17 protein-coding genes are annotated in these 18,353 nt (G+C 63.2%); 6 read left to right on the top strand and 11 right to left on the bottom strand.

Annotation, left to right across the window (positions count from 1 at the left end; all coding sequences use genetic code 11):
• Nucleotides 1-89: 89 nt before the first annotated feature.
• From C7438_RS06040 to C7438_RS06070, 7 genes are all read right to left on the bottom strand, one after another.
• Nucleotides 90-446, bottom strand: a complete 357-nt coding sequence (locus tag C7438_RS06040; protein WP_121444455.1) for a hypothetical protein — start codon at nucleotides 444-446, stop codon at nucleotides 90-92.
• Nucleotides 443-1,036 (bottom strand): hypothetical protein, encoded by a 594-nt coding sequence (locus tag C7438_RS06045; RefSeq protein ID WP_121444456.1) that lies wholly within the window; start codon nucleotides 1,034-1,036, stop codon nucleotides 443-445. Before C7438_RS06045 ends, C7438_RS06040 begins: the two co-directional genes overlap by 4 nt.
• Nucleotides 1,033-1,692, bottom strand: coding sequence for a hypothetical protein (locus tag C7438_RS06050; RefSeq protein WP_121444457.1), 660 nt, complete (start codon nucleotides 1,690-1,692; stop codon nucleotides 1,033-1,035). The genes C7438_RS06045 and C7438_RS06050 overlap by 4 nt, the downstream gene beginning before the upstream one ends.
• Nucleotides 1,689-2,624 carry a type IV pilus biogenesis protein PilM gene (locus C7438_RS06055; RefSeq protein ID WP_121444458.1) on the bottom strand — a complete coding sequence of 312 codons (936 nt, stop codon included), beginning with the start codon at nucleotides 2,622-2,624 and terminating at the stop codon, nucleotides 1,689-1,691. Before C7438_RS06055 ends, C7438_RS06050 begins: the two co-directional genes overlap by 4 nt.
• A 290-nt stretch (nucleotides 2,625-2,914) precedes the next feature.
• Entirely contained in the window at nucleotides 2,915-3,385 is a 471-nt protein-coding gene (locus tag C7438_RS06060; protein ID WP_121444459.1) for a type II secretion system protein, read from the bottom strand.
• Between the two features lie 48 nt (nucleotides 3,386-3,433).
• Complete coding sequence (locus C7438_RS06065) at nucleotides 3,434-4,624, bottom strand: type II secretion system F family protein (protein ID WP_121444460.1); 1,191 nt, start codon at nucleotides 4,622-4,624, stop codon at nucleotides 3,434-3,436.
• A 6-nt stretch (nucleotides 4,625-4,630) separates the two neighbouring features.
• On the bottom strand, nucleotides 4,631-6,292 hold the full coding sequence (locus C7438_RS06070; RefSeq protein WP_121444461.1) for a GspE/PulE family protein: 1,662 nt from the start codon (nucleotides 6,290-6,292) through the stop codon (nucleotides 4,631-4,633).
• Nucleotides 6,293-6,672: 380 nt separating this feature from the next.
• Here C7438_RS06070 and C7438_RS06075 point away from each other — a divergent pair, with 380 nt between their 5' ends.
• The 6 genes from C7438_RS06075 to C7438_RS06100 all read left to right on the top strand — a co-directional run bounded on the left by C7438_RS06075 (nucleotide 6,673) and on the right by C7438_RS06100 (nucleotide 12,948).
• Complete coding sequence (locus C7438_RS06075; protein ID WP_121444462.1) at nucleotides 6,673-7,212, top strand: type II secretion system protein; 540 nt, start codon at nucleotides 6,673-6,675, stop codon at nucleotides 7,210-7,212.
• Complete coding sequence (locus C7438_RS06080; RefSeq protein WP_121444463.1) at nucleotides 7,209-7,754, top strand: PulJ/GspJ family protein; 546 nt, start codon at nucleotides 7,209-7,211, stop codon at nucleotides 7,752-7,754. Before C7438_RS06075 ends, C7438_RS06080 begins: the two co-directional genes overlap by 4 nt.
• A gap of 15 nt (nucleotides 7,755-7,769) precedes the next feature.
• A complete protein-coding gene (locus tag C7438_RS06085) occupies nucleotides 7,770-9,869 on the top strand; it encodes a hypothetical protein (protein WP_121444464.1) in 2,100 nt (699 codons plus the stop codon).
• A gap of 278 nt (nucleotides 9,870-10,147) precedes the next feature.
• The gene (locus C7438_RS06090) at nucleotides 10,148-10,657 is read left to right on the top strand and encodes a prepilin-type N-terminal cleavage/methylation domain-containing protein (RefSeq protein ID WP_170143603.1); all 510 of its coding nucleotides are present in this window, start codon (nucleotides 10,148-10,150) and stop codon (nucleotides 10,655-10,657) included.
• Nucleotides 10,658-10,737: 80 nt separating this feature from the next.
• Nucleotides 10,738-11,265: a hypothetical protein gene (locus C7438_RS06095; RefSeq protein ID WP_121444466.1), complete on the top strand. Its 528-nt coding sequence runs from the start codon at nucleotides 10,738-10,740 to the stop codon at nucleotides 11,263-11,265.
• Between the two features lie 90 nt (nucleotides 11,266-11,355).
• Nucleotides 11,356-12,948 (top strand): bactofilin family protein, encoded by a 1,593-nt coding sequence (locus C7438_RS06100; protein ID WP_121444467.1) that lies wholly within the window; start codon nucleotides 11,356-11,358, stop codon nucleotides 12,946-12,948.
• Between the two features lie 89 nt (nucleotides 12,949-13,037).
• Here C7438_RS06100 and rlmD read toward each other — a convergent pair whose 3' ends face one another.
• The 4 genes from rlmD to C7438_RS06120 all read right to left on the bottom strand — a co-directional run bounded on the left by rlmD (nucleotide 13,038) and on the right by C7438_RS06120 (nucleotide 18,344).
• On the bottom strand, nucleotides 13,038-14,429 hold the full coding sequence (gene rlmD / locus C7438_RS06105) for a 23S rRNA (uracil(1939)-C(5))-methyltransferase RlmD (RefSeq protein WP_121444468.1): 1,392 nt from the start codon (nucleotides 14,427-14,429) through the stop codon (nucleotides 13,038-13,040).
• A 61-nt stretch (nucleotides 14,430-14,490) separates the two neighbouring features.
• On the bottom strand, nucleotides 14,491-15,318 hold the full coding sequence (locus C7438_RS06110) for an SDR family NAD(P)-dependent oxidoreductase (RefSeq protein WP_121444469.1): 828 nt from the start codon (nucleotides 15,316-15,318) through the stop codon (nucleotides 14,491-14,493).
• 6 nt (nucleotides 15,319-15,324) lie between these two features.
• Entirely contained in the window at nucleotides 15,325-16,806 is a 1,482-nt protein-coding gene (gene gatB / locus C7438_RS06115; RefSeq protein ID WP_353653311.1) for an Asp-tRNA(Asn)/Glu-tRNA(Gln) amidotransferase subunit GatB, read from the bottom strand.
• Entirely contained in the window at nucleotides 16,803-18,344 is a 1,542-nt protein-coding gene (locus C7438_RS06120) for an amidase (RefSeq protein WP_121444470.1), read from the bottom strand. Before C7438_RS06120 ends, gatB begins: the two co-directional genes overlap by 4 nt.
• Nucleotides 18,345-18,353: the final 9 nt, after the last annotated feature.

The raw sequence follows: 18,353 nt of genomic DNA on the forward strand, positions 1-18,353 counted from the left end.
ATGAGTGCGGCAAACTATATTGTACATTGAAAAGGACGTAATACGCAAGACCTCCGACCGACACGGCGTTCGGCCAAACCGCACGCGATTCATCCGGAGGCCGTCCTCTCGGAAGACATCTCGGGAACCTCCGCAGGCGGCTTGGGAACGGCGGGTACGGAGCGGGAACCTACGAGACGGTCGACGCCTAGACGCCGCCGGGCCAGGCTTACGCGCGCCCGTTCCACAAACCATACATAAAACCCCGCGTAAATCCCCACGACCACGACGAGGTAGATCCAGAGCAGAGGAGGTTTGAGAAACGCCGCGACGACGTGCACGCCGACAACCAACGCCGCGGGAAGCCGCGCGAGCCGTTCCGGCCAGCCGGCTTCCCTGAGCCCCCACGAGAGGAGTGCCGCCAACCCAATGCCGAAGAGGACACCAAAGACCGCTGCGCTGGTCATTGTCCTTGTCCCCCTACGTTCAGGTCCCAGATCCAGGTCGTCCACTCGTAGCGCACGCGGAGCGGAGAATCCCCAACGAACCAGGGGGCATGCGTGTTTTCCCCGTCCAGACGAAGGGGCGTGGTGAGCGGCGGGGCGGTCGATAGGGCGGCGAAAAACGCGCTCAGCGCCGCGTACGTCCCTTCAAAGGTCCCCTGCCAGCGCAGGCGCTTGAGGGGAATGTTTTGGAGTTTGTCTGGCAGCATCCCTTTGTCGAACGTGGCCTCCTCGACGACGCCGAGGTCGACGATCGTCACCTGGCTCGCCCTGGCCAAGAGTTCCACCTCGCGCATGATCGACCATCGGTCCCCCTTTGACGGAAGGTACGCCGCGGCCAGGGGATCGGCTTGGCTCGGCTTTTCCTGTTCTGCCTGGCGGATCTTGCTCGCGTACACGTCCACTTCGCGCTTCACCCGGTCGCGCTCTTCCGCCGCACTGCGGACTTCCCGCAAACCTCCGAGGAAGAGAAAGGCAAACACGAGCACCGCGAGTAGGAGAAATGCGAGGGCCGTAGCCCCGACCTTGCGAAGTACGCGCGCACTCGAGATCACTTCTTGCTCCCCCCTTGCGTGGGCGGCGTCTCTCCGGACTGCGGGGGCTGCGCCTTCGCCGCAGCCGCCTTCCGCGGGAGGAGCTCCACCGTGGCCGTATACCCGTTCCCTTGGGCGTCGCGGGTGAAGGGCGTAGGCTGCACGGACCACTCGCCACCCGCCTGCGCGTCCAAATAAGGGATTTCCTTGCCCCAGCGGTCGAGCTTCTCCAAGAAGTCCGCGGCGCTCGTGAGGTCGGCGGACCGCACCTTGAGGACCACCCGTCCGTTGTTCTCGAGAACGAGACCTTCCACGGTCACGCCGGGGACGAGGAGCGAAGAGAGCGTCTGGAGGGCGTCCGTCGTCGGGAGGCGATGGTCCCGTAGGAGCTTGACGGCCTCGACACGGGCCGCCTCCGCGAGGGCGGTTGCCGCGACTTTTTGGTAGTCGTTTTTGAGCTGGCGCAGCTGCGCCTCCAAAGACTCGCGCTCTTTTGCGAGCGGAACGAGGGCGGCGTGCTGGGCCTGAAGGAGGGCGAACAGCACGAGGCCGAGGAAACTGAGGAGAAAGCCTCCCAAAAGAAGTTTGCGGCCGAGGACGAATTCCTCGCGTACGGGCCTAAAGCTCACCGAACGAAAACGAAAGCGGAAAGGCAGCGTTTTGGCTTCCGCGCTCACGCTCGCTCCCCTCCTTGTACCGACGCCAGCGCCGCCGTCAGCTCCCGCGCTCCGGTCAGACCCTCGAGAACGGCGCGCTCGAAAGACACCTTGGGGAGGGCGAGGGCGCGCGGTCCGTACTCTTGGGCGAGACGATCGCCCACGGCCTCGAGGAAGGTGGCGCGAACGTCTTCTTCGCCAAAGAGGACGACGAGATCCACGCTACCCCCTACCCCCCATTCCGGCCCCCAAGCGCCTTGGTAGAAGCGCTCGAGCCGCGCCAAGGTGCGGAGGATTTCCTCGATGAGTTCACCTTCTTCGTCTTCGGAAACCGCACCGGGCAAATCCCGCACGAGCACGGGGATCCCGCCCTCGTACAACGCGAGGAGGACGCGCTCCGCGCCCGCAACGACGATCGCCTTGACGCCGGACGAACCCCCTTCTCCCCCGCGAAGGGTTGGCACGGCCCGCGCCAAAGCGGAAAGCGGGTGTTCGACGCGCTCCACGGCAAACCCGAGCGCCTCCCAGAGGTCCAGGTAGGCGAGGAGCGTGTCCCGTTCCACTGCGACGAGCACCGCGCGCACGCGGTCCTTTTCCTGCGCCAGGGGGAGGACGCGAAACTCGGGATCGCGCATGGGCACGAGGCTCATCGCCCGGTGTTGGGAGAGGAGGTAGCCGCGCATATCTGCCTCGGCGAGCGCCGGAAGGACGTACGCGCGCACGAGAAAGTGTCCCGGGGGAAGGGCGACGGCCACTCGCCCCGGCTTCACCCCCTGTACGATAAACCCTTGGTGGAGGCGCCAGAACATCCCCTGCGGGTCGGCGATTCGCTCCCACCCGACCTCGCCTTCCAGAGGGTAGCGGAGTACCGCCGCCAGCCCCGCGCGAAGCGGCGCCGCCACGTACGCGGAACGTGGAGAAAAGTACGCACCGATGTGCACCTGGGAGTTCATCTCGCTCCCTCCGCCTGCCCCGCCGTTCGGGGCGTCCTCGCGTATTGCGCGTGTTTCTCTCGCGGACGGCCGCACCGCCGCCCGAAAAGACACATCGCCCTTTTTCCGCGGAAGAACGCGGAACCCTTTGTTCCTATCCTACCACTCCTACCACGCCGTCGCGCTCCGCACCTTGCGTCCGAAGAGGCAGACAATACGGTCCCCGCCGCAATCTCCGAGGATTTTGTCACTTATTGGCGAAAACGAGGCCGCCCAGCCGCGAGGCGGCCTCAACTTTACAGGAGATGTTGTTATTCCCACTTTTTTTGGCGGATCTGATCAGCTGTAAGAACCTTTCCGGGGTTATTACCAAGCTTATCAGATATCAAAGTGACCTGCTTTAGATCTCCATTCGCTCCGAACTCTACACTCGAGGTACCCTCAATCTTTGCTCCCCACCCGTCATACGGCTGAGTGAGGTATCCACTATTAACAAGGGTCGCCACATCCACCGTCTTATTGGCGAGCTGTCCGTTTTCTTCTGAAATGATATAGAGCCTGGCGGCTTCCGCGATCTGGCCCGCCGTGTTGATCGTAGCTTCCTGCTTGGAACGCTCGATGATGTTTCCGATGAGGGGTACGGCGATGGCGATGATCACGGCGAGGATGACGAGGACGGCCAAAAGCTCGAGCAGGGTGAAACCGCCGTCCTTGCGGCGTAGGCGGCGGTTCTCTTGGGCGTTCGGCACCGCAGGCCGAACACAGGCGGCGCGAAGGAGCATGCAGATCACCTCCGAGGGATGTTGAGGAGACCCGAGGGCCTCCGGGGCTCAGCGGACGTTTTGGTAGAGCGTGAGGAGCGGGAGGATGATGGAGAGGATGAGAAACCCTACGACCACGGCCATGGCGAGGATGAGGATCGGCTCGAGGGAGCGCTCGAGGCGCTGGAGCGCCTGCTCGAGGTCCATCTGGTAAAATTCGGCGAGTTTCTCGAGCACCGCGTCCAGCGATCCCGTCGCCTCGCCGACGGCCACGGTCTGTACGAGGAGCGGGGGGAAGGTTCCGCCCTCGGCCAGGGCCTGGGAAAGCGAAAGCCCCTCGCGGAGACGCGCGCGGACTTCCTCCAGTTCCTGGCCCAAGGCGGCGTTGCCGATCACGTCCTTTGCAGCCCCCAGAGCGTCCAAGAAGGGTACGCCGGCCGCGTAAAACACGGCGAGCGTGCGGGCGAAGAGGGCGTAAGCACCCACACGCACGGCGCCGCCTATGCCCGGGAGGGCGAGGAGGAGGCGGTCGCGAAACCCCTTGCCGGCGGCGGCAAAGAGGAGAGCGAGGGCGACGAGCGCCGCCAACACCGCCCACCAGTACGAGCCGAAAAACCCCGCCACGGCGAGGACGACGCGTGTGACCCACGGGAGGGGCACGTTCATCTGGGCGAAAAGGGACGTAAAGCGCGGAAGGACGAAGGTAAGGAGGAAGATCACGACGAGGACAGAAAAGACGAGGAGGAAGAGGGGGTAGGCGACGGCCCCCGCGAGCCTTTGGCGCAGGGTGAAGCTCCGCTCGTAAAAGGCAGCCGCTTCGTCGAGCGTGCGCGAAAGCTCGCCGGAAAGTTCGCCAGCGCGCACCATGGCGACGAAGAAGTTGGGAAAGACGCGGGGGTAGTGGGCGAGGGCGTCCGAGAGACCCACGCCTTCCCGGAGCTTGTCCACGACCCCGAGAAAGACCTCCCGCGCCCGCGCGTTTCGCGCCTGCTCGGCCAAGAGGGTAAAGGCGCGCACCATAGGCACCCCGGCGTCGATGAGGATGGCGAATTGGCGGACGAAGAGGACGAAGTCCCTCCCGCTCAAGGGCGAGACGAGGGTGATCTCCTGCGACAAGAGATAAGGAGCGTACTCCTCGAGTGCAACTACGGTTCCTTGGCGCGAGAGCTCGCTGTACGCTGTCCGCACGTCGCCCGCCTCGTGCGTACCCTTGAGGCGTCTCCCCGTCCGGTCGAGAAGGACGTAGCGGTATGTGGCCACGGTGCTTCAACCCCCTTGGTCGCCGGCGATCTCCTGAAGGACTTCTTCGACGGTCGTAAGCCCCTGCACCGCCTTGGCCAAAGCGTCTTCCCAAAGCGTGGTCATTCCCCGCTCGCGCGCCATGCGGTAGAGCTCGTCGCGCTTTGCCCCTTCGGAAATCGCCTGGCGCAAGGCCTCGTCGAGGTAAAGGACCTCATGCACCGCGATCCGTCCGAGGTAGCCCGTGCCTCCGCACGTCGGACAACCGCGTCCGCGGGTGAGTTCGGCGACGTCCATGCCCGCCTGATGGAGGAGCTTGAGTTCCCAGGCCTCCGGAGTGTAGGTTTCCGCGCATTCCGGGCAGACGCGGCGCACGAGGCGTTGGGCGACGACGCCGTTGAGGGAGGCGGCGATGAGGTACGGCGGCACCCCCATGTCCACGAGACGGTAGACGGTCCCCACAGCGTCGTTCGTGTGGAGCGTGGAGAGCACGAGGTGGCCCGTGAGGGCGGCGCGGATGGCGATCTCCGCCGTCTCCTGGTCGCGGATCTCTCCGACCATGAGGATGTCTGGGTCTTGCCGCAGGAGGGAGCGCAGCCCTGCGGCAAAGGTGAGTCCCGCCCGCTCGTTCACCTGCACCTGGTTCACGCCCGGGATCTCGTACTCCACCGGGTCCTCGATCGTCGTGATGTTCACCTCGTCGCTCTTGAGGTACTGAAGGGCCGCGTAGAGGGTCGTCGTCTTACCGCTCCCCGTAGGGCCCGTGAGGAGGACGATTCCGTGGGGCTGGCGGATCATGCGGAGGAAGAGCTCGTAGTTGTGGTCGGAAAACCCGAGCTCGTCGATCGTCTTGAGACCTGCGCGGCTGTCGAGAAGGCGGAGGACGATCTTTTCCCCGTGGATCGTCGGAAGCGAGGAGACGCGGACGTCGATCTCGCGGTCGTCCACGTGAAAGCTCATCCGACCGTCCTGCGGACGGCGGCGTTCGGCGATGTCCATGTTTGCGAGGATCTTGATCCGCGCGACGACCATGTTGTAGAGGCGGAAAGGAAGGGTCTGCTCGCGACGCAAGCGCCCGTCGATGCGGAAACGCACCTGCGCCCCATCGGAAAAGGGCTCGATGTGTACGTCGCTCGCCCGCAGGCGTGCCGCCCGCTGCAAAGTTTCCGTGACGAAGCGGGCCGCCGGAGAGCTCACGTCGATGGCTTCGGGGGGACGAGACTCCTCCCCCTTCTCGCCCCCGCCCTCCGCCTCCCCGCTGTACAGGCGGGCCACGGCGTTGTGAAAGTCGGCACTCGAGGCGAGGTACGGCTTGACCTTGAGGCCCGTGACGCGCTCGAGGTCTTCGATGGCAAAAACGTCAAGCGGATCCAAAAACGCGACGTGGAGCACGTCTCCGTCCTGCTGAAAGGGAACCGCCCGGTACCGCTCCGCAAGTTCGCGCGGTACGAGGCGCACGAGGCGGGCATCGGGATGGTACCGGGAAAGGTGCACCTGGGGAATTCCCAGCTGCGAACTGAGCACGCGCAAGAGCTCGCCTTCCGTCACGTACCCCAAGGAGACGAGCACGTCCCCCAGGCGCTCGCGCGTCTTGCGCTGGCGGGCAAGCGCCTCCTCGAGCTCGGCCTGCGTGATGATCCCCCACTCCACCAGTAGGTCCCCCAACCGCTTCCTGGCTTCCGTCGCCATGGTCGCTCTCCCTTCCCTCGGTACTCTCGAAAACCCGCCGCCGGTTATCGGGCCAAAACGGCGCGCCATGTATCGCATCCCCGAAACGCGCGGGACCGTCGGTTCTGTCCTTGCGTGATAAATAAACTCAATAAAGAGAAGTTTGCGTCGGACGCGCTTCTTAGGGAAAGTATACCCCAGAGAATCTCCCGTGGCAAGGGAAGCGCGGATATCCGTTTAGACAAAACTTCTTAGCCATAGAAGGGAGGGTATACAAGTGGGGTCTCTTCCTATTTTCGCGCGGAAAATGGTATACTGCAGGTACCAAGGGTCTCGGATCGAGGAACTCGGCGGTGAGACGACGGCGGCGAAATAGCCTTGCAGAGAAAGTAGGTGGGGCCGTGGCAAGCGCGCGGACGAGGGGGCGGAAAAACGGAGAGAAGGCCATTCCCGAGATTTCTCGGATTCTGGGCAAAAGGCGGAGGTGCGAGAGAGACGGGGGCTTCGGTCTCGCGGAAGTCCTCGCGGCACTCGTCCTCTTTTCCCTCATCGCCATAGTTACCTTGGAGCTCGTCGGCGAGAGCGCCCGCATCGGGGCGATCAGCCGGCAAAAGGCGGACGGACTTGAGCTGGCAACTGCCGTGGCGACCGTGTATACGACGGCTCCGCCAGCAAGTCTCGAAGACGAATGGCAAAACCAAGCTAATCTTGCAAGCACCGCCCCCTGCCCCGGAGCGCCGCACCCGGGGTTTTACCGCCTCCCGCAGGAACGCGAGATTTCCTTAAGGGCCCTTCTTCCGCAAGGAACTTGGGAGGAAGGGTGGGAAGTGTGCACGCGCCTCGAAAAACCGTATGCCGGGGTGTACCACCTCTTCGTCCACGTGCGGGGGCCGCTCACACACGTGGACTATGACGCCTACCTGCGAGGGGAAGGCCCATGAGACAAAACGCACGTGACTTCTATCGCCGAAAGCGACAACCCAAAGACGCCGGAGTCACCCTCGTCGAACTCCTCGCGGCGCTGGCGGTAGGCTCGCTCCTCCTCCTCGGCGTCTACGCGATCACGGGGCTCTTCACCTCCACCATCGGCGTTGAGCACGCGGAACGTTCAATCGACCGCCAAGCAGACGCCGTCGTCCAGTTTGTAGAGCGCTCAGTAAAAGACGCAGATCAACTGACCGCAAACGGGACGGAAATCACGGCTACCCGTAAGGTCGTCGAATCGGAGTCCGCCCCCGCGAAGCGCGAAGTCGTCACGCTCACCCTGGGGACGGGAAAGGTGAGCCGGAGGTGCGTGCTCTACGACGCAGACGATACTTCGCTCCCTTGCACGTCTCCCAAAGGCGACTCCGACCTCGAAGTCCCCGACCTTCTGGACACGAGCGAGGCGCGTGCAGATCTCCGCACCCTCGTGCTGACGCTCCGCTTCCGCGTACCCGGAGGAGAGCGGGAAGTGGTGCGCGTCGTACCGCTCATGCGCTGAAGGAGGAAAACGCCCATGAAGTGGGGGAAGGCGCCGCGAGGCGCAACTCGCGGGACAAGCCGGCTCGTCCTATGGGGGAGGAAAGTCCGGGAAAAGGTGCAGCGCGAGGCGCAAAAGGCGGGCGGGTACGCCTTGGTCCTCGTGCTCATCACGTTTCTCCTCTTTTCGTTCTTGGGGACGGCACTTCTGGAACTCACCGTACTTTCGGCACACACGGGCAAGAAAAGCGACACGCTCCTTCGGGCCCAGAGCCGCGTAGAAGACGCCATGGTGCTCTTCGAAGCGCATCTCGCCAAAGAGCTCAAAGCCCTCTCCCCCGCCCCCGGCGGCGGCACGGGCGAACGCCAGATCCGCCAGGCGGTGGACCGGGCCGTTCAGGCCATGCCCCGAGATCCCAACTTCGCGGCGGAGTTCGAAGATCTCAAGAGCACCTTGGATACGGGGGTAGCGTACAGCGGCGTGCTCACGATGAAGTTCACGGGGCGGGACGCCCTGGGGAGCGAGCACGTCGTCCGGCGAACCTACGCCGTGAGCAACCTCCCCTTCGTCTACGCCGTGGCATCTCAGGGAGAAGTCAGACTAAACGGCGCGCCCTTCATCCAAGGGGACATCGCGGCAAAGGGGCCGCTGTATGTAGACAAGAAGGCGAAGTGGCACGGCTGCTCCCGTGAGCAAAACAACTTGATTGGCTTTCTCCTCTGCCTCATCGACCACTACATCCTGGGAACGGGAAGTACGTTTGAATCCGGCTACCCCGCGATGCAGCGCGCCGACGGGAGCGCGGCGTTCATTTCCCTCGAAAAGAAGGACCTCTACATCGACGGAACTCGCTACGACTTCACAGATGCAAACCTCGCCCGGGCCTTCACCCACACGAACACGATCCCCGCGCCGCAGGCGAGCACGGTGACGAAGCAAGTCTTCCAAATCGACGTGGGGGGACTCGTGGACAAAAGGGCTAAGGAAGCAGAAGCGTGGCGGCAACAAATTCTCAGCTGTATGAACGACCGAAAGAACAGAGGCAACCTCAAACACGGGACGGAATCCTACGATCGGTACTTCGATGGGCGAGGAGCGATCCCTCAACTGGTCGGAGTAACGCGCGGCGAAATGGACTGCGGGAACGAAAGGATTTACCTGTACTACGTCGAAAGCGGGCTTTTGCCTAGCCGACTCGAGATCAACATGAGCCACACGGATCCCGTCGGAAATAGCGGTACGGGGCGAACTGTGGTGTACATCAACCGCGACCTCACCATATCCGCGGAGTACTTTCCGGTGGTGTACTCCGTTCACGGCGACCTCATCGTCGACGGCGACCTCACCCTCAAGTGCAGCAAAGACGGGCGTTGCCCGCGGCTTCAGACCACGGGAAACGTCTACGTCACGGGGAAGGTCGACATCGAGGGAGGAAACCTGGACATCGGGAGCGGCCCGGACAGCTGGATGGTCATCCGCAAGTCGCCGCAGGGGATTTTCCAAAAGTTGGGGTGGTTGATCGGAGATCTCGTGACCTTCCTCACGGGGCTGTACGACCAAACGCCCAAGATCCGTAACGCCGAGATGTACTGGGGCAATTTGTACATCAACGACAGCGTGCACATCGAAAACTCTTTCTTAGGCTCCGTGACGAACAAGCAGTTTGCCAAGCCCGTAGCCGTGTACGTGAAGGGAGACGCGTATCTGGACAACTTTACGAACAAGTACGACCAAAACGAGCGTACGGTGTATCTCCTCGCCGAACGCAACATCTACATGTTTAACAACAACGAATTCCAGGACGAACCGCAAAAGATCAAAGCCTACCTGTACACGAACCGAAAGCTCGCGCTCTACGGCGTCGTCTCGAACGTGGAGCTTCACGGGGGCGTGTACGGAAAAGAGGCCGTGATCCTAAACGCCACCAAGGGAAAGACGAGAAACGTAGGCGGCGGCAACCCGGATCCGGAGAGCAACCAGCTTTCCCTCCCCCCCGAACAGTCGCGGCTTAAGGTCGTCTTCGACCCCGATATGATCCTCCTCCCGCCGAAGGGACTCGAATCCGTCTTCAGCCCCGGCGTCTACTCACCGGGCCAACTCACGCTCGAGCCCCTCACGACCGAAATCGTTCGTTAGTCGACGCGCCCCCTCCCGCCGATTGGGTACCTTCGCCTTCCGCGGTTTTGTCGGACCGATTTCCGCCGCCGGCCGCGTATCTCCCAATCGTGTTTCCCGCGCCGTTTGGCGCGGGATTTTTTCTTGCCATTTTCATCTAGGTTCGATAGAATTCGACCAGAAGTCCCGGGACTATCGTCCTCCGTTCATCCCTGCTACGCGGAAAACTCCCGCCGAACGGGACAAAAGGCCTGGTACGCGGTGCCCGGCACCGTAGACGGCGCAGGAGGAAAAGACCCGTGTGTGAAACTCGCGTACGGGAAGCAGAAGCGTGGGGGAAAAACGAGCGTTTGTGCGAGGGAAAGAAGGCGAAGGAAGCCGCGCCGGGCTTCAGCCTCGCGGAAGTCCTCGCGGCCCTCGTCCTCGTAGCCCTCTTGGCAGCCGTAGGTCTCGAACTCCTCACGGGCGTCGCGCACCTCACCGCCGTAAGGGAAGAACGGGAAGGGGCTTACCGCCTCGCCCGGGCGATCGGCGACCTGTACCGCCACCTCCCCGCCCAAGACGTCCGGCAAGAAGCACAAAACTTTGTGGCCACGGGATGCGGAGAAAACCCGGAATTCTCTCCCCTCCCCGAGAAACGCAAAGCCGAACTCCCCGCAGAGCTCCTCGGGACGTACGTCCCCTGCATCCGCTTTGCGTCTGCGAACGACGGGTACCTCCTCCTCGTCGTGCGGGTTCAAGGACGCACTACCGGAGCCGAAGAACGCGTCTTTCTCCCCGCGGCCCCACCCGGGGTGGGTACGAGATGAGACGCCCTTTCTTCCCCCCTTGCGCCATAGATGCGCGTTCGACGTCGACAAGATCGACGAGGCCCCCACGCGACCTGGGGATGTCGCTCGCAGAACTCCTCGCCGGACTCGTCCTCCTCTCTTTGCTCCTCTTTTTCCTCACGGGGATCGTCTCCGCCATGCTCGACCAGACGGCGGATCTCGAGGCGCAGGCGCGCGCCCGCTCCGAACGGGCTTCGCTCGTCCGCCTTCTCGAACGCACCGTAAAGGACGCGACGGCCCTCGAAGGCGAAGAACCCCCCTGCCCTGCGGAAGAAAACGCTTCCCCAGCTTGGTCCTGCTCCGTGCGCGTCCTCCGCGAAGAATTCACGCCGGACGGGGCGGCGCGCACCTTTGTAACGTCTCTCACGTGGGACCAGGAAAAGGGCGCACTGCAAGTCGTTCGCACCACCCCTGAGGGGTACGGAGGCACCTCCTCCGAGGTGCAGGAGAGCATCTACGCCTTTTCCTACCTACGGGAGGTGGCCTTCCGCCCGAGCGGCGACGTCCTCTACGTCCGTCTCCGGCTGGGCGGCGAAAGACGCCCGCGGGAAGAGACGTTCGCCGTGTGGACCGCCGTGAGACCGTAGCCCAAGGGCGCAGACGGAAAGCCGGAGAGGTCTTGACGTCCCGACGAGCCACAAAAACCCACATCCGTTCCGAGGAAGGAGAGCGACGGAATGGTCCGTCCTTACCGAAGTGCCGACCCACGCCGCGAGAAGGGAGGCGCGCTCCTCGTCGCCCTCCTCTTCTTTCTCCTCTTCGTGAGCGTAGGGCTCGTCCTCCTCGCCGCCGTAGGGCAAGCGGGCATCCTGGGAGCCAAGAGTGAGGAATTTTCCCGCGCGGAAAGCGCCGCGGAGGACGGGCTCACCTGGTTCGACCGCGCGTTGCACGACGAACTTTCCGGACTAGGCAACGTCTATCCCGACACCGCGGAACCTCGCATCCGCGAGGTGCTCGCGCGCATTTCCCCGCCACCGGAAATGGGAACGCGTTACGAGACGGACCTACAGCCAGTGCCCGGAGAAAGCGGCAGCCGATCCTACCTCCTCACGGTGACCTCTACAGGCAGTGTTCGGGGGAGCGAAGTGGCGCTTACGCGGACGTACCTCCTTACGACCGTAGCCGAGCAGTTCCTCTACGCCCTCGTCACCGACGGCGACCTCACCCTAAACGGCGCACCTTACGTCGTCGGCGACGTCCTCGTCGGCGGAAAACTCACCACCTCCCCCTACGCCCAATACATCTGGGGAAGACAGCGCGACCACCTCGTCGGCTATGGCGTCGTGCGGGGTTCCCTCTCCACGCCGCGCACGGATTTCGTCCTCGTCGACGAACGCAAGAGCCAAACCGTCCTCCCCCTCACCTCGGACAACCTCGCCCGCGGCTTTGTCCAGCCGCCCACTCTGGCCCCTTCGCGCGCAAAGGCCGTCCCCCTCGACGTACAGGGAGAAGTATCACGGGCGCGGGCAAACGTCCCACCTACGGCGGACATGCAGGTCCTTCCGTGTCCGTGGTGGAGCTCTACGTGCGAGCTCTCAAAAGACGCAACCTACGGGAAGGGACTTTGGGTCAAGGGGAACCTCCGCGTCAAGGGAAGCGGCACGAAGGTCGTCGTCGGCGGAAACCTCCTCGTCGACGGCTCGCTCACCGTGGACGGGGGTGCGACCTTGGAAGTCCGCGGGAACGTCGCCTACGTGAAGCAAGACGCCGCCGTGAAGGGGAAAGTCGAACTCTCCCCCGGCGGCGAAGCCTACGTCGGCGGAAAGCTCGACGCAACCGACGCGTACCTTCGAGGGACGTTTTACGTCGCCGGAAACGCGACGCTCCTCGAACACCTCTACGGCCGAAGCACGATCTACACCGGAGGCGCGGGGGAGGTACACGAATTCGAAATGCAAAAGGACAGCTTCCTCGTCCTCCTCGCCGAAGGACCCGTGCGCGTGTACAACAACAACCTCTTTCAAGACACGCCTCTCGTCGTGTACGCCTACCTCTATTCGAACGCCGACCTCACGCTCTACGGCGTGGGTTCGCACCTGGAACTCCACGGGGGGATCGCCGGGAAGAACGTGACCCTCAACGTCGCCAAGGGAAAGACGCGCGACGGAGGCAAGGACGTCTCCTTTGAAGAGCCGCAGACGGAGATTTCCCCCGAACGCTCGCGCCTTAAGGTCCTTTACGACGAATCCATGATCCTCCATCCCCCGGAGGGGATCGACCGGCCGGGCCCGATCCGGGCGAAGGTGCTGAGTACGCGCTACGGCCGGTAGCGACAAAGCGCACGGCACGTCGCTCGAACGAGACGCTTTGGACTTTCCATGCCCGCGCGTTCGGAGAAGGACGGCGGCCCGGCGACACGCTACGCTCGCCGGAGCACCGCCACGCTCTCCACGTGGCCCGTCTGGGGGAAGAGGTCCACGGGACGCACGACCTGAAGGTCGTACCCGTGTTCGCGGAACCGCGCCACGTCACGGGCCAAGGTGGCGGGATTGCAGGAGACGTACACGACGGCGCGAGGAGAAAGGGCTGCTGCGGCGCGGATCATCTCGGGGGGAAGGCCTTTGCGCGGCGGGTTCACCACGACGACGTCCGCCCGCCTGCCCGCCTCCGCCCAGCGGGGAAAGACTTCCTCCGCCCGACCAAGATGGAACTCGGCGTTTGCAATGCCGTTTTTCCTGGCGTTTTCCCGCGCGTCGCGTACCGCCTCGGCGACGACTTCCACGCCCGAAACCCGCCGCACCTTGCGGGCAAGCCAAAGAGAAAGACTTCCGATGCCGCTGTAGGCTTCGGCGACCTCGTCCTCCGGACGAAACTCCCCCAGGGCTTCCACCTCGCGGTAGAGGACTTCCGCCTGGCGCGTGTTCACCTGGAGAAAGGAACGGTAGGTCACGTCGAGCTCGAGCTCGCCCAGGCGCTCGCGGAGCGTCTCGCGCCCGTAGAGGAGGCGTGCCTCGTCTCCGAAGACGAAGTTCGTCGGACGGGGCTGGACATTTTGCCAGACGGAAACGAGGGCGGGAAAGCGGCGGACGAGCTCGCGGGCAAAGGCCTGCCCCTGGGGGAACTCCCGACGGGCGGTTACGAGCACGAGCATGAGCTCTCCGTAGGCAAACGACTTCCGGAGGACGAGGTGGCGCACAAACCCCGTACGCCGCGCTTCGTCGTACGGCGCAAGACCGAAGGCGTTGAGGATCTTTGCGGCTTCGGCGGCGAGGGAGGCGAACTCCTCGGGAGCGAGAAGGCAGTCGTCGACGGGGACGAAGGCGTGCGTCCCGCGGGCGTAATACCCCACGCGAAGCGCCCCCGGCGATCCGCCCGCAACCATCTGCACCTTGTTTCGGTAGCGCCACGGCTCTTTTGCGCCGCAAATGGGAAGAACCGGCGGCTCGGGGATTTGGGCAAGCCGCCGGAGGGCGTCGCGGACGAAGGCTTCTTTGTAGCGAAGCTGCGCCTCGTAGGTCGCGTGCTGCAGCGTGCACCCCCCGCACCGGCCGTACACGGGGCACGGCGGAGGGGTGCGGTCGGGTGAGGCCGACTCGAGCGCGAGGAGCTCCGCCCGCGCGTAATCGCGCTTCAGCTGCACGACGCGGGCGCGTACCCGCTCTCCGGGAAGTGCCCCGGGGACGAAGACGACGAACCCGTCGCCCCGGGAAAGCCCTTCGCCTTCCTGCGTAACCGTTTCGACGGAAAACGTTCGCTCCTCACCCATCCGAAGCGGAGGAACGGCATCCTTATGCGCCTGCGTTCGTCTCATCGGTAGGGATGTTCACCGCCCCCGGCGCCCGTCCGCCGCATGGGGCAGACGGCGGACGTTTCTACCAGATCGTCGCACCTCCGTCTACCACGAGCGTCGTCCCCGTCACAAACGACGCTTCTTCAGAAGCCAAAAAGAGCACGGCTTCGGCGATCTCCGCGGGTACGGCGGCGCGGCCCAAGGGGGAGGCAGCCTCGATCTTGCGGCGCGTTTCCTCTTGGGCGAAGAGATCTTCGGTCATGGGCGAGCGCACCCAGCCTGGGGCTACGGCGTTTACGCGGATCCGGTAAGGGGCGTAGCTCACGGACATCGCCCGCGTAAGGGCCAAAACCCCGCCCTTGCTCGCCGTGTACGCATGGGTGTCGTTGGGAGGAGTCGAGCCGACAAGGGCGTCGTCCGACGCGATGTGAACCACCGCCCCACCCCGGGCAAACATGAGAGGGAGAAAAGCACGGGAGACGAGGTACACGCCCGTGAGGTTTACGGCCAACACGCGGGCCCACACCTCGGGCGAAAGAAGGTGCACGGGACCGTCGCCCAAGTGGCGGCCGCTGACCCCGGCATTGTTTACGAGAACGTTGACGTAGGAGACCCGCTCCGCCGCAAAGCGGGCCGCCTGCTCCACTTCTTCCGGGTTTGCCACGTCGACGGGGAGAAACCATGCCTCGGTGTCTTCAAGGCACTTTCGTCCTTCGAGAAGCGCGAGAGTCTCCGCGGCTTCCTCAGAACGTACGTCGAGCAAAAACAGCGCCCGTGCACCTTCTTCCGCAAAGCGGATGGCGATTTCCCGCCCGATCCCCCGCGCCGCACCGGTGACGACTACGACCTTGTCGCAAAAGCGGGCTTTACGCCTGCCGCACCCGCAACGAACGTCCCGCCCGGCTTCCATCCGATCTCACGCTCCGCCCGGCTCTCCCAAGGCCTCGCGCAAGAGTTGGTTGACGAGCTCCGGATGCGCCTTCCCGCGCGTTTCGCGCATGACCTGGCCGACGAGGAAGCCGAGGGCCTTTTCCTTGCCCTTTCGGTAGTCTTCCACGGATTTGGGGTTCGCCGCGAGGACCCGGTCTACGATCTCGCGCAGGGCCTTGGGATCCGCGATTTGCACGAGACCTTCGGCTTCCACGATCTCGCGCGGATCCCGTCCGCTCTCCGCCATGCGCTGAAAGACGGCCTTGGCGATATTCGTAGAAATCGTACCGTTCTCGATCAAGGCGAGGAGTTCCGCCCACTGACGCGGGGTGATGGGAACGTCGCGAACGGCGAGCCCCCGCTCGTTCACGTACCCCAGGAACTCACTCATGAGCCAGTTCGCCAGGGGTTTGGGCGGAGCCCCCTCGCGTACGCCCGCCTCGAAGAGGTCGCTGAGTTCGCGGTTGGCCGTGAGTACGCCGGCGTCGTAGGCGCTGAGTCCATATGTTTCCTGAAACTTTCTTCGGCGTTCCTTAGGAAGTTCAGGGAGTTCCGCACGAATGCGTTCTATATAGCTTTCCTCGAGAACATAGGGAACAACCTCGGGTTCGTGTATCGGTCGGTAGTCAAAACCGCCAAATTTTTGACGCATGGAAAAGGTGCGACGAAGATCTTCGTCCCAACGCCGCGTTTCGCTCACCACGCGTTCGCCGCGGCGGAGGAGGGAAATTTGCCGCTCGATCTCGTAGGCGACGGCGCGCTCGACTCCGGAGATGGAGTTCAGGTTCTTCACTTCTACCTTTGCCCCGAAGACAGGAGAACCCTTCGGACGCACAGATATGTTCGCATCAGCGCGGAGCGAGCCTTCCTCCATACGCACGTCGCTGATTCCCAGGTAGAGTATCGTGAGGCGCAATTCTTCAAGAAAAGCCCGTGCTTCCTCTGGAGAAGAGATGTCAGGTTCGGTAACGATCTCGATGAGAGGGATGCCAGATCGATTGAAGTCAATGAGAGTCGCATTATCGCCATCACCCAGCAAGTGGATGCTTTTCCCAGCATCTTCTTCTAGGTGTATCTCGCGAATTCGGATAACCTTGGACCTCCCGCCTACATCGATGGTGAGTGAGCCGTTTCTCCCAATGGGAGCATGAATTTGGCTAATTTGATATGCCTTTGGAAGATCATGGTAAAAATACTGCTTGCGGTCAAAACGAACGCACCGTTCAATCTCGCAACCAAAGGCTAGCGTGGCGCGGAGAGCGTATTCTACAGCCCGTTCGTTTAGGAGCGGGAGCATTCCCGGATGACCGAGGCAGATGGGACACGTATGCGCGTTGGGCGGGGCACCGAATGTCGTCGGGCAGGAACAAAAAAGCTTCGTGGCCGTGGCAAGTTCTACGTGCACTTCGAAACCAATTACCGCTTCGTACTCCGTCGCATGCGTTTCTCCACGTACCACGCTCATCATTCGTTCCCACCTTCCCGAGACGATAACTCCATAATCTTCCCCCCAAAAGGGGGGCGTGCCTCCAACGGACGTGCTTCCTCCCAGGAAAACGCAAAAGCGAGGACGTCTAGATCGGAGTAGCGGGGCCCGACGATCTGAAGCCCCACAGGCATGCCGTCAGAACCGCGACCGGCAGGCACGCTCACCGCAGGCAGGCCCGCGAGGTTGGCAGGTATCGTGAGGAGGTCTTGCGTGAGTTCGACGACGGGATCGAGGTCCCCGGCGGCGCCTAAGGCCGGAGCCGTCGTCGGGGTCGTGGGTCCGAGGAGGAGGTCGTAGTCGGCAAAGAGCGCCTCAAGGCGGATGGCGAGAAAGCGGCGAGCACGGAGAGCTCGTTCGTACAGGTCAACAAAAGACTCAGAAAGTGTGACATAGGTGCCAAAGAGGATGCGGCGCTTCACCTCCCACCCAAACCCTTGGGATCGCGTCCAAGTGCTCAGCGTATCGACGTCCCCTGCCGGAACGCGCAGCCCAAAGCGTACACCGTCGAAACGACCAAGGTACGATGCGGCTTCGGCGGTCATCACCACGGCGTATACGGCGCTCGCGAGCTTGAGCTCAGGGATGGACACTACCTCAACGTGGGCCCCGAGCTCTTCCATGCGGCGGGCAGCAGCTTCTATGGCAATGCGAACGTCGGGCGATACGCCATCTCCGAGGAACTCACGGACAAGGGCCACCTTTACACCGGAAAATCCACGAGACAACAGAGCGTGCAAACGCTCGACGCGGGCAGGGTAGGCGAGCCGCTGGATTTCTGCAAGCTGATTCGCAAAGGCCGGAGGAAGTTTTCCAAAACTCGTAGGATCCTTGTGGTCGCTCCCGGAGATGTGGACAAAGGTATAAGCAGCATCGGCAACTGTATTGGCAAGAACGCCTACGGTATCCAAGGATGCGGCCATATGAATAAGCCCAAAGCGAGAAATAAGCCCATATGTCGGTTTGAAGCCTACGATTCCCGTGTATGCTGCCGGTTGACGCACAGAGCCTCCCGTGTCGCTCCCTAAGGCAAGAGGGGTGAAGCCCGCGGCAACAGCCGCCGCCGAACCACCGCTCGAACCGCCAGCCGTGCGTGTGAGGTCCCACGGGTTACGTGTGGGACCGAAAGCGCTCGTCTCCGTCGAGACGCCCATGGCGAATTCATCGAGGTTTGTTTTGCCCAAGAGTACCGCACCACCAAGAGCAAGATGTTTCCATGCAGTGGCGTCTACGGGCGGCACGTAGGTTTCAAGTATTCGACTCCCCGCCGTCGTTCGCACGCCGCGGGTGAGAAAGTTGTCCTTTAAGGCGACGGGAATTCCAAAAAAAGGAAGCGTTTGCCGATCTTCCACCCTCAGGTTCCGCGCCTCTTCGCGTGCCTCCTCGCGCACGAGGAGGAAGGCGTGGATCTCGGGGTCGCGCGCGGCTATGGCCTCCAGGTAGTGCCGGGCGACGTCTTCGGGAGTCGCCTCGCCTGAGGCGAGGCGACTCCGCCACGCGAGTACGGAAAAGCCATCCATGGGGGTTCC

This window comes from Brockia lithotrophica (assembly GCF_003633725.1).
Classification (GTDB): domain Bacteria; phylum Bacillota; class Bacilli; order Thermicanales; family DSM-22653; genus Brockia; species Brockia lithotrophica.

Bases quoted from the DNA above. Each gene is read 5' to 3' on its own strand.
- gatB (WP_353653311.1), bottom strand. From the start codon at position 16,806: ATGATGAGCGTGGTACGTGGAGAAACGCATGCGACGGAGTACGAAGCG.
- rlmD (WP_121444468.1), bottom strand. From the start codon at position 14,429: ATGAGACGAACGCAGGCGCATAAGGATGCCGTTCCTCCGCTTCGGATG.
- C7438_RS06080 (WP_121444463.1), top strand. From the start codon at position 7,209: ATGAGACAAAACGCACGTGACTTCTATCGCCGAAAGCGACAACCCAAA.
- C7438_RS06100 (WP_121444467.1), top strand. From the start codon at position 11,356: ATGGTCCGTCCTTACCGAAGTGCCGACCCACGCCGCGAGAAGGGAGGC.
- C7438_RS06055 (WP_121444458.1), bottom strand. From the start codon at position 2,624: ATGAACTCCCAGGTGCACATCGGTGCGTACTTTTCTCCACGTTCCGCG.
- C7438_RS06040 (WP_121444455.1), bottom strand. From the start codon at position 446: ATGACCAGCGCAGCGGTCTTTGGTGTCCTCTTCGGCATTGGGTTGGCG.
- C7438_RS06095 (WP_121444466.1), top strand. From the start codon at position 10,738: ATGTCGCTCGCAGAACTCCTCGCCGGACTCGTCCTCCTCTCTTTGCTC.
- C7438_RS06070 (WP_121444461.1), bottom strand. From the start codon at position 6,292: ATGGCGACGGAAGCCAGGAAGCGGTTGGGGGACCTACTGGTGGAGTGG.
- C7438_RS06085 (WP_121444464.1), top strand. From the start codon at position 7,770: ATGAAGTGGGGGAAGGCGCCGCGAGGCGCAACTCGCGGGACAAGCCGG.
- C7438_RS06120 (WP_121444470.1), bottom strand. From the start codon at position 18,344: ATGGATGGCTTTTCCGTACTCGCGTGGCGGAGTCGCCTCGCCTCAGGC.
- C7438_RS06060 (WP_121444459.1), bottom strand. From the start codon at position 3,385: ATGCTCCTTCGCGCCGCCTGTGTTCGGCCTGCGGTGCCGAACGCCCAA.
- C7438_RS06110 (WP_121444469.1), bottom strand. From the start codon at position 15,318: ATGGAAGCCGGGCGGGACGTTCGTTGCGGGTGCGGCAGGCGTAAAGCC.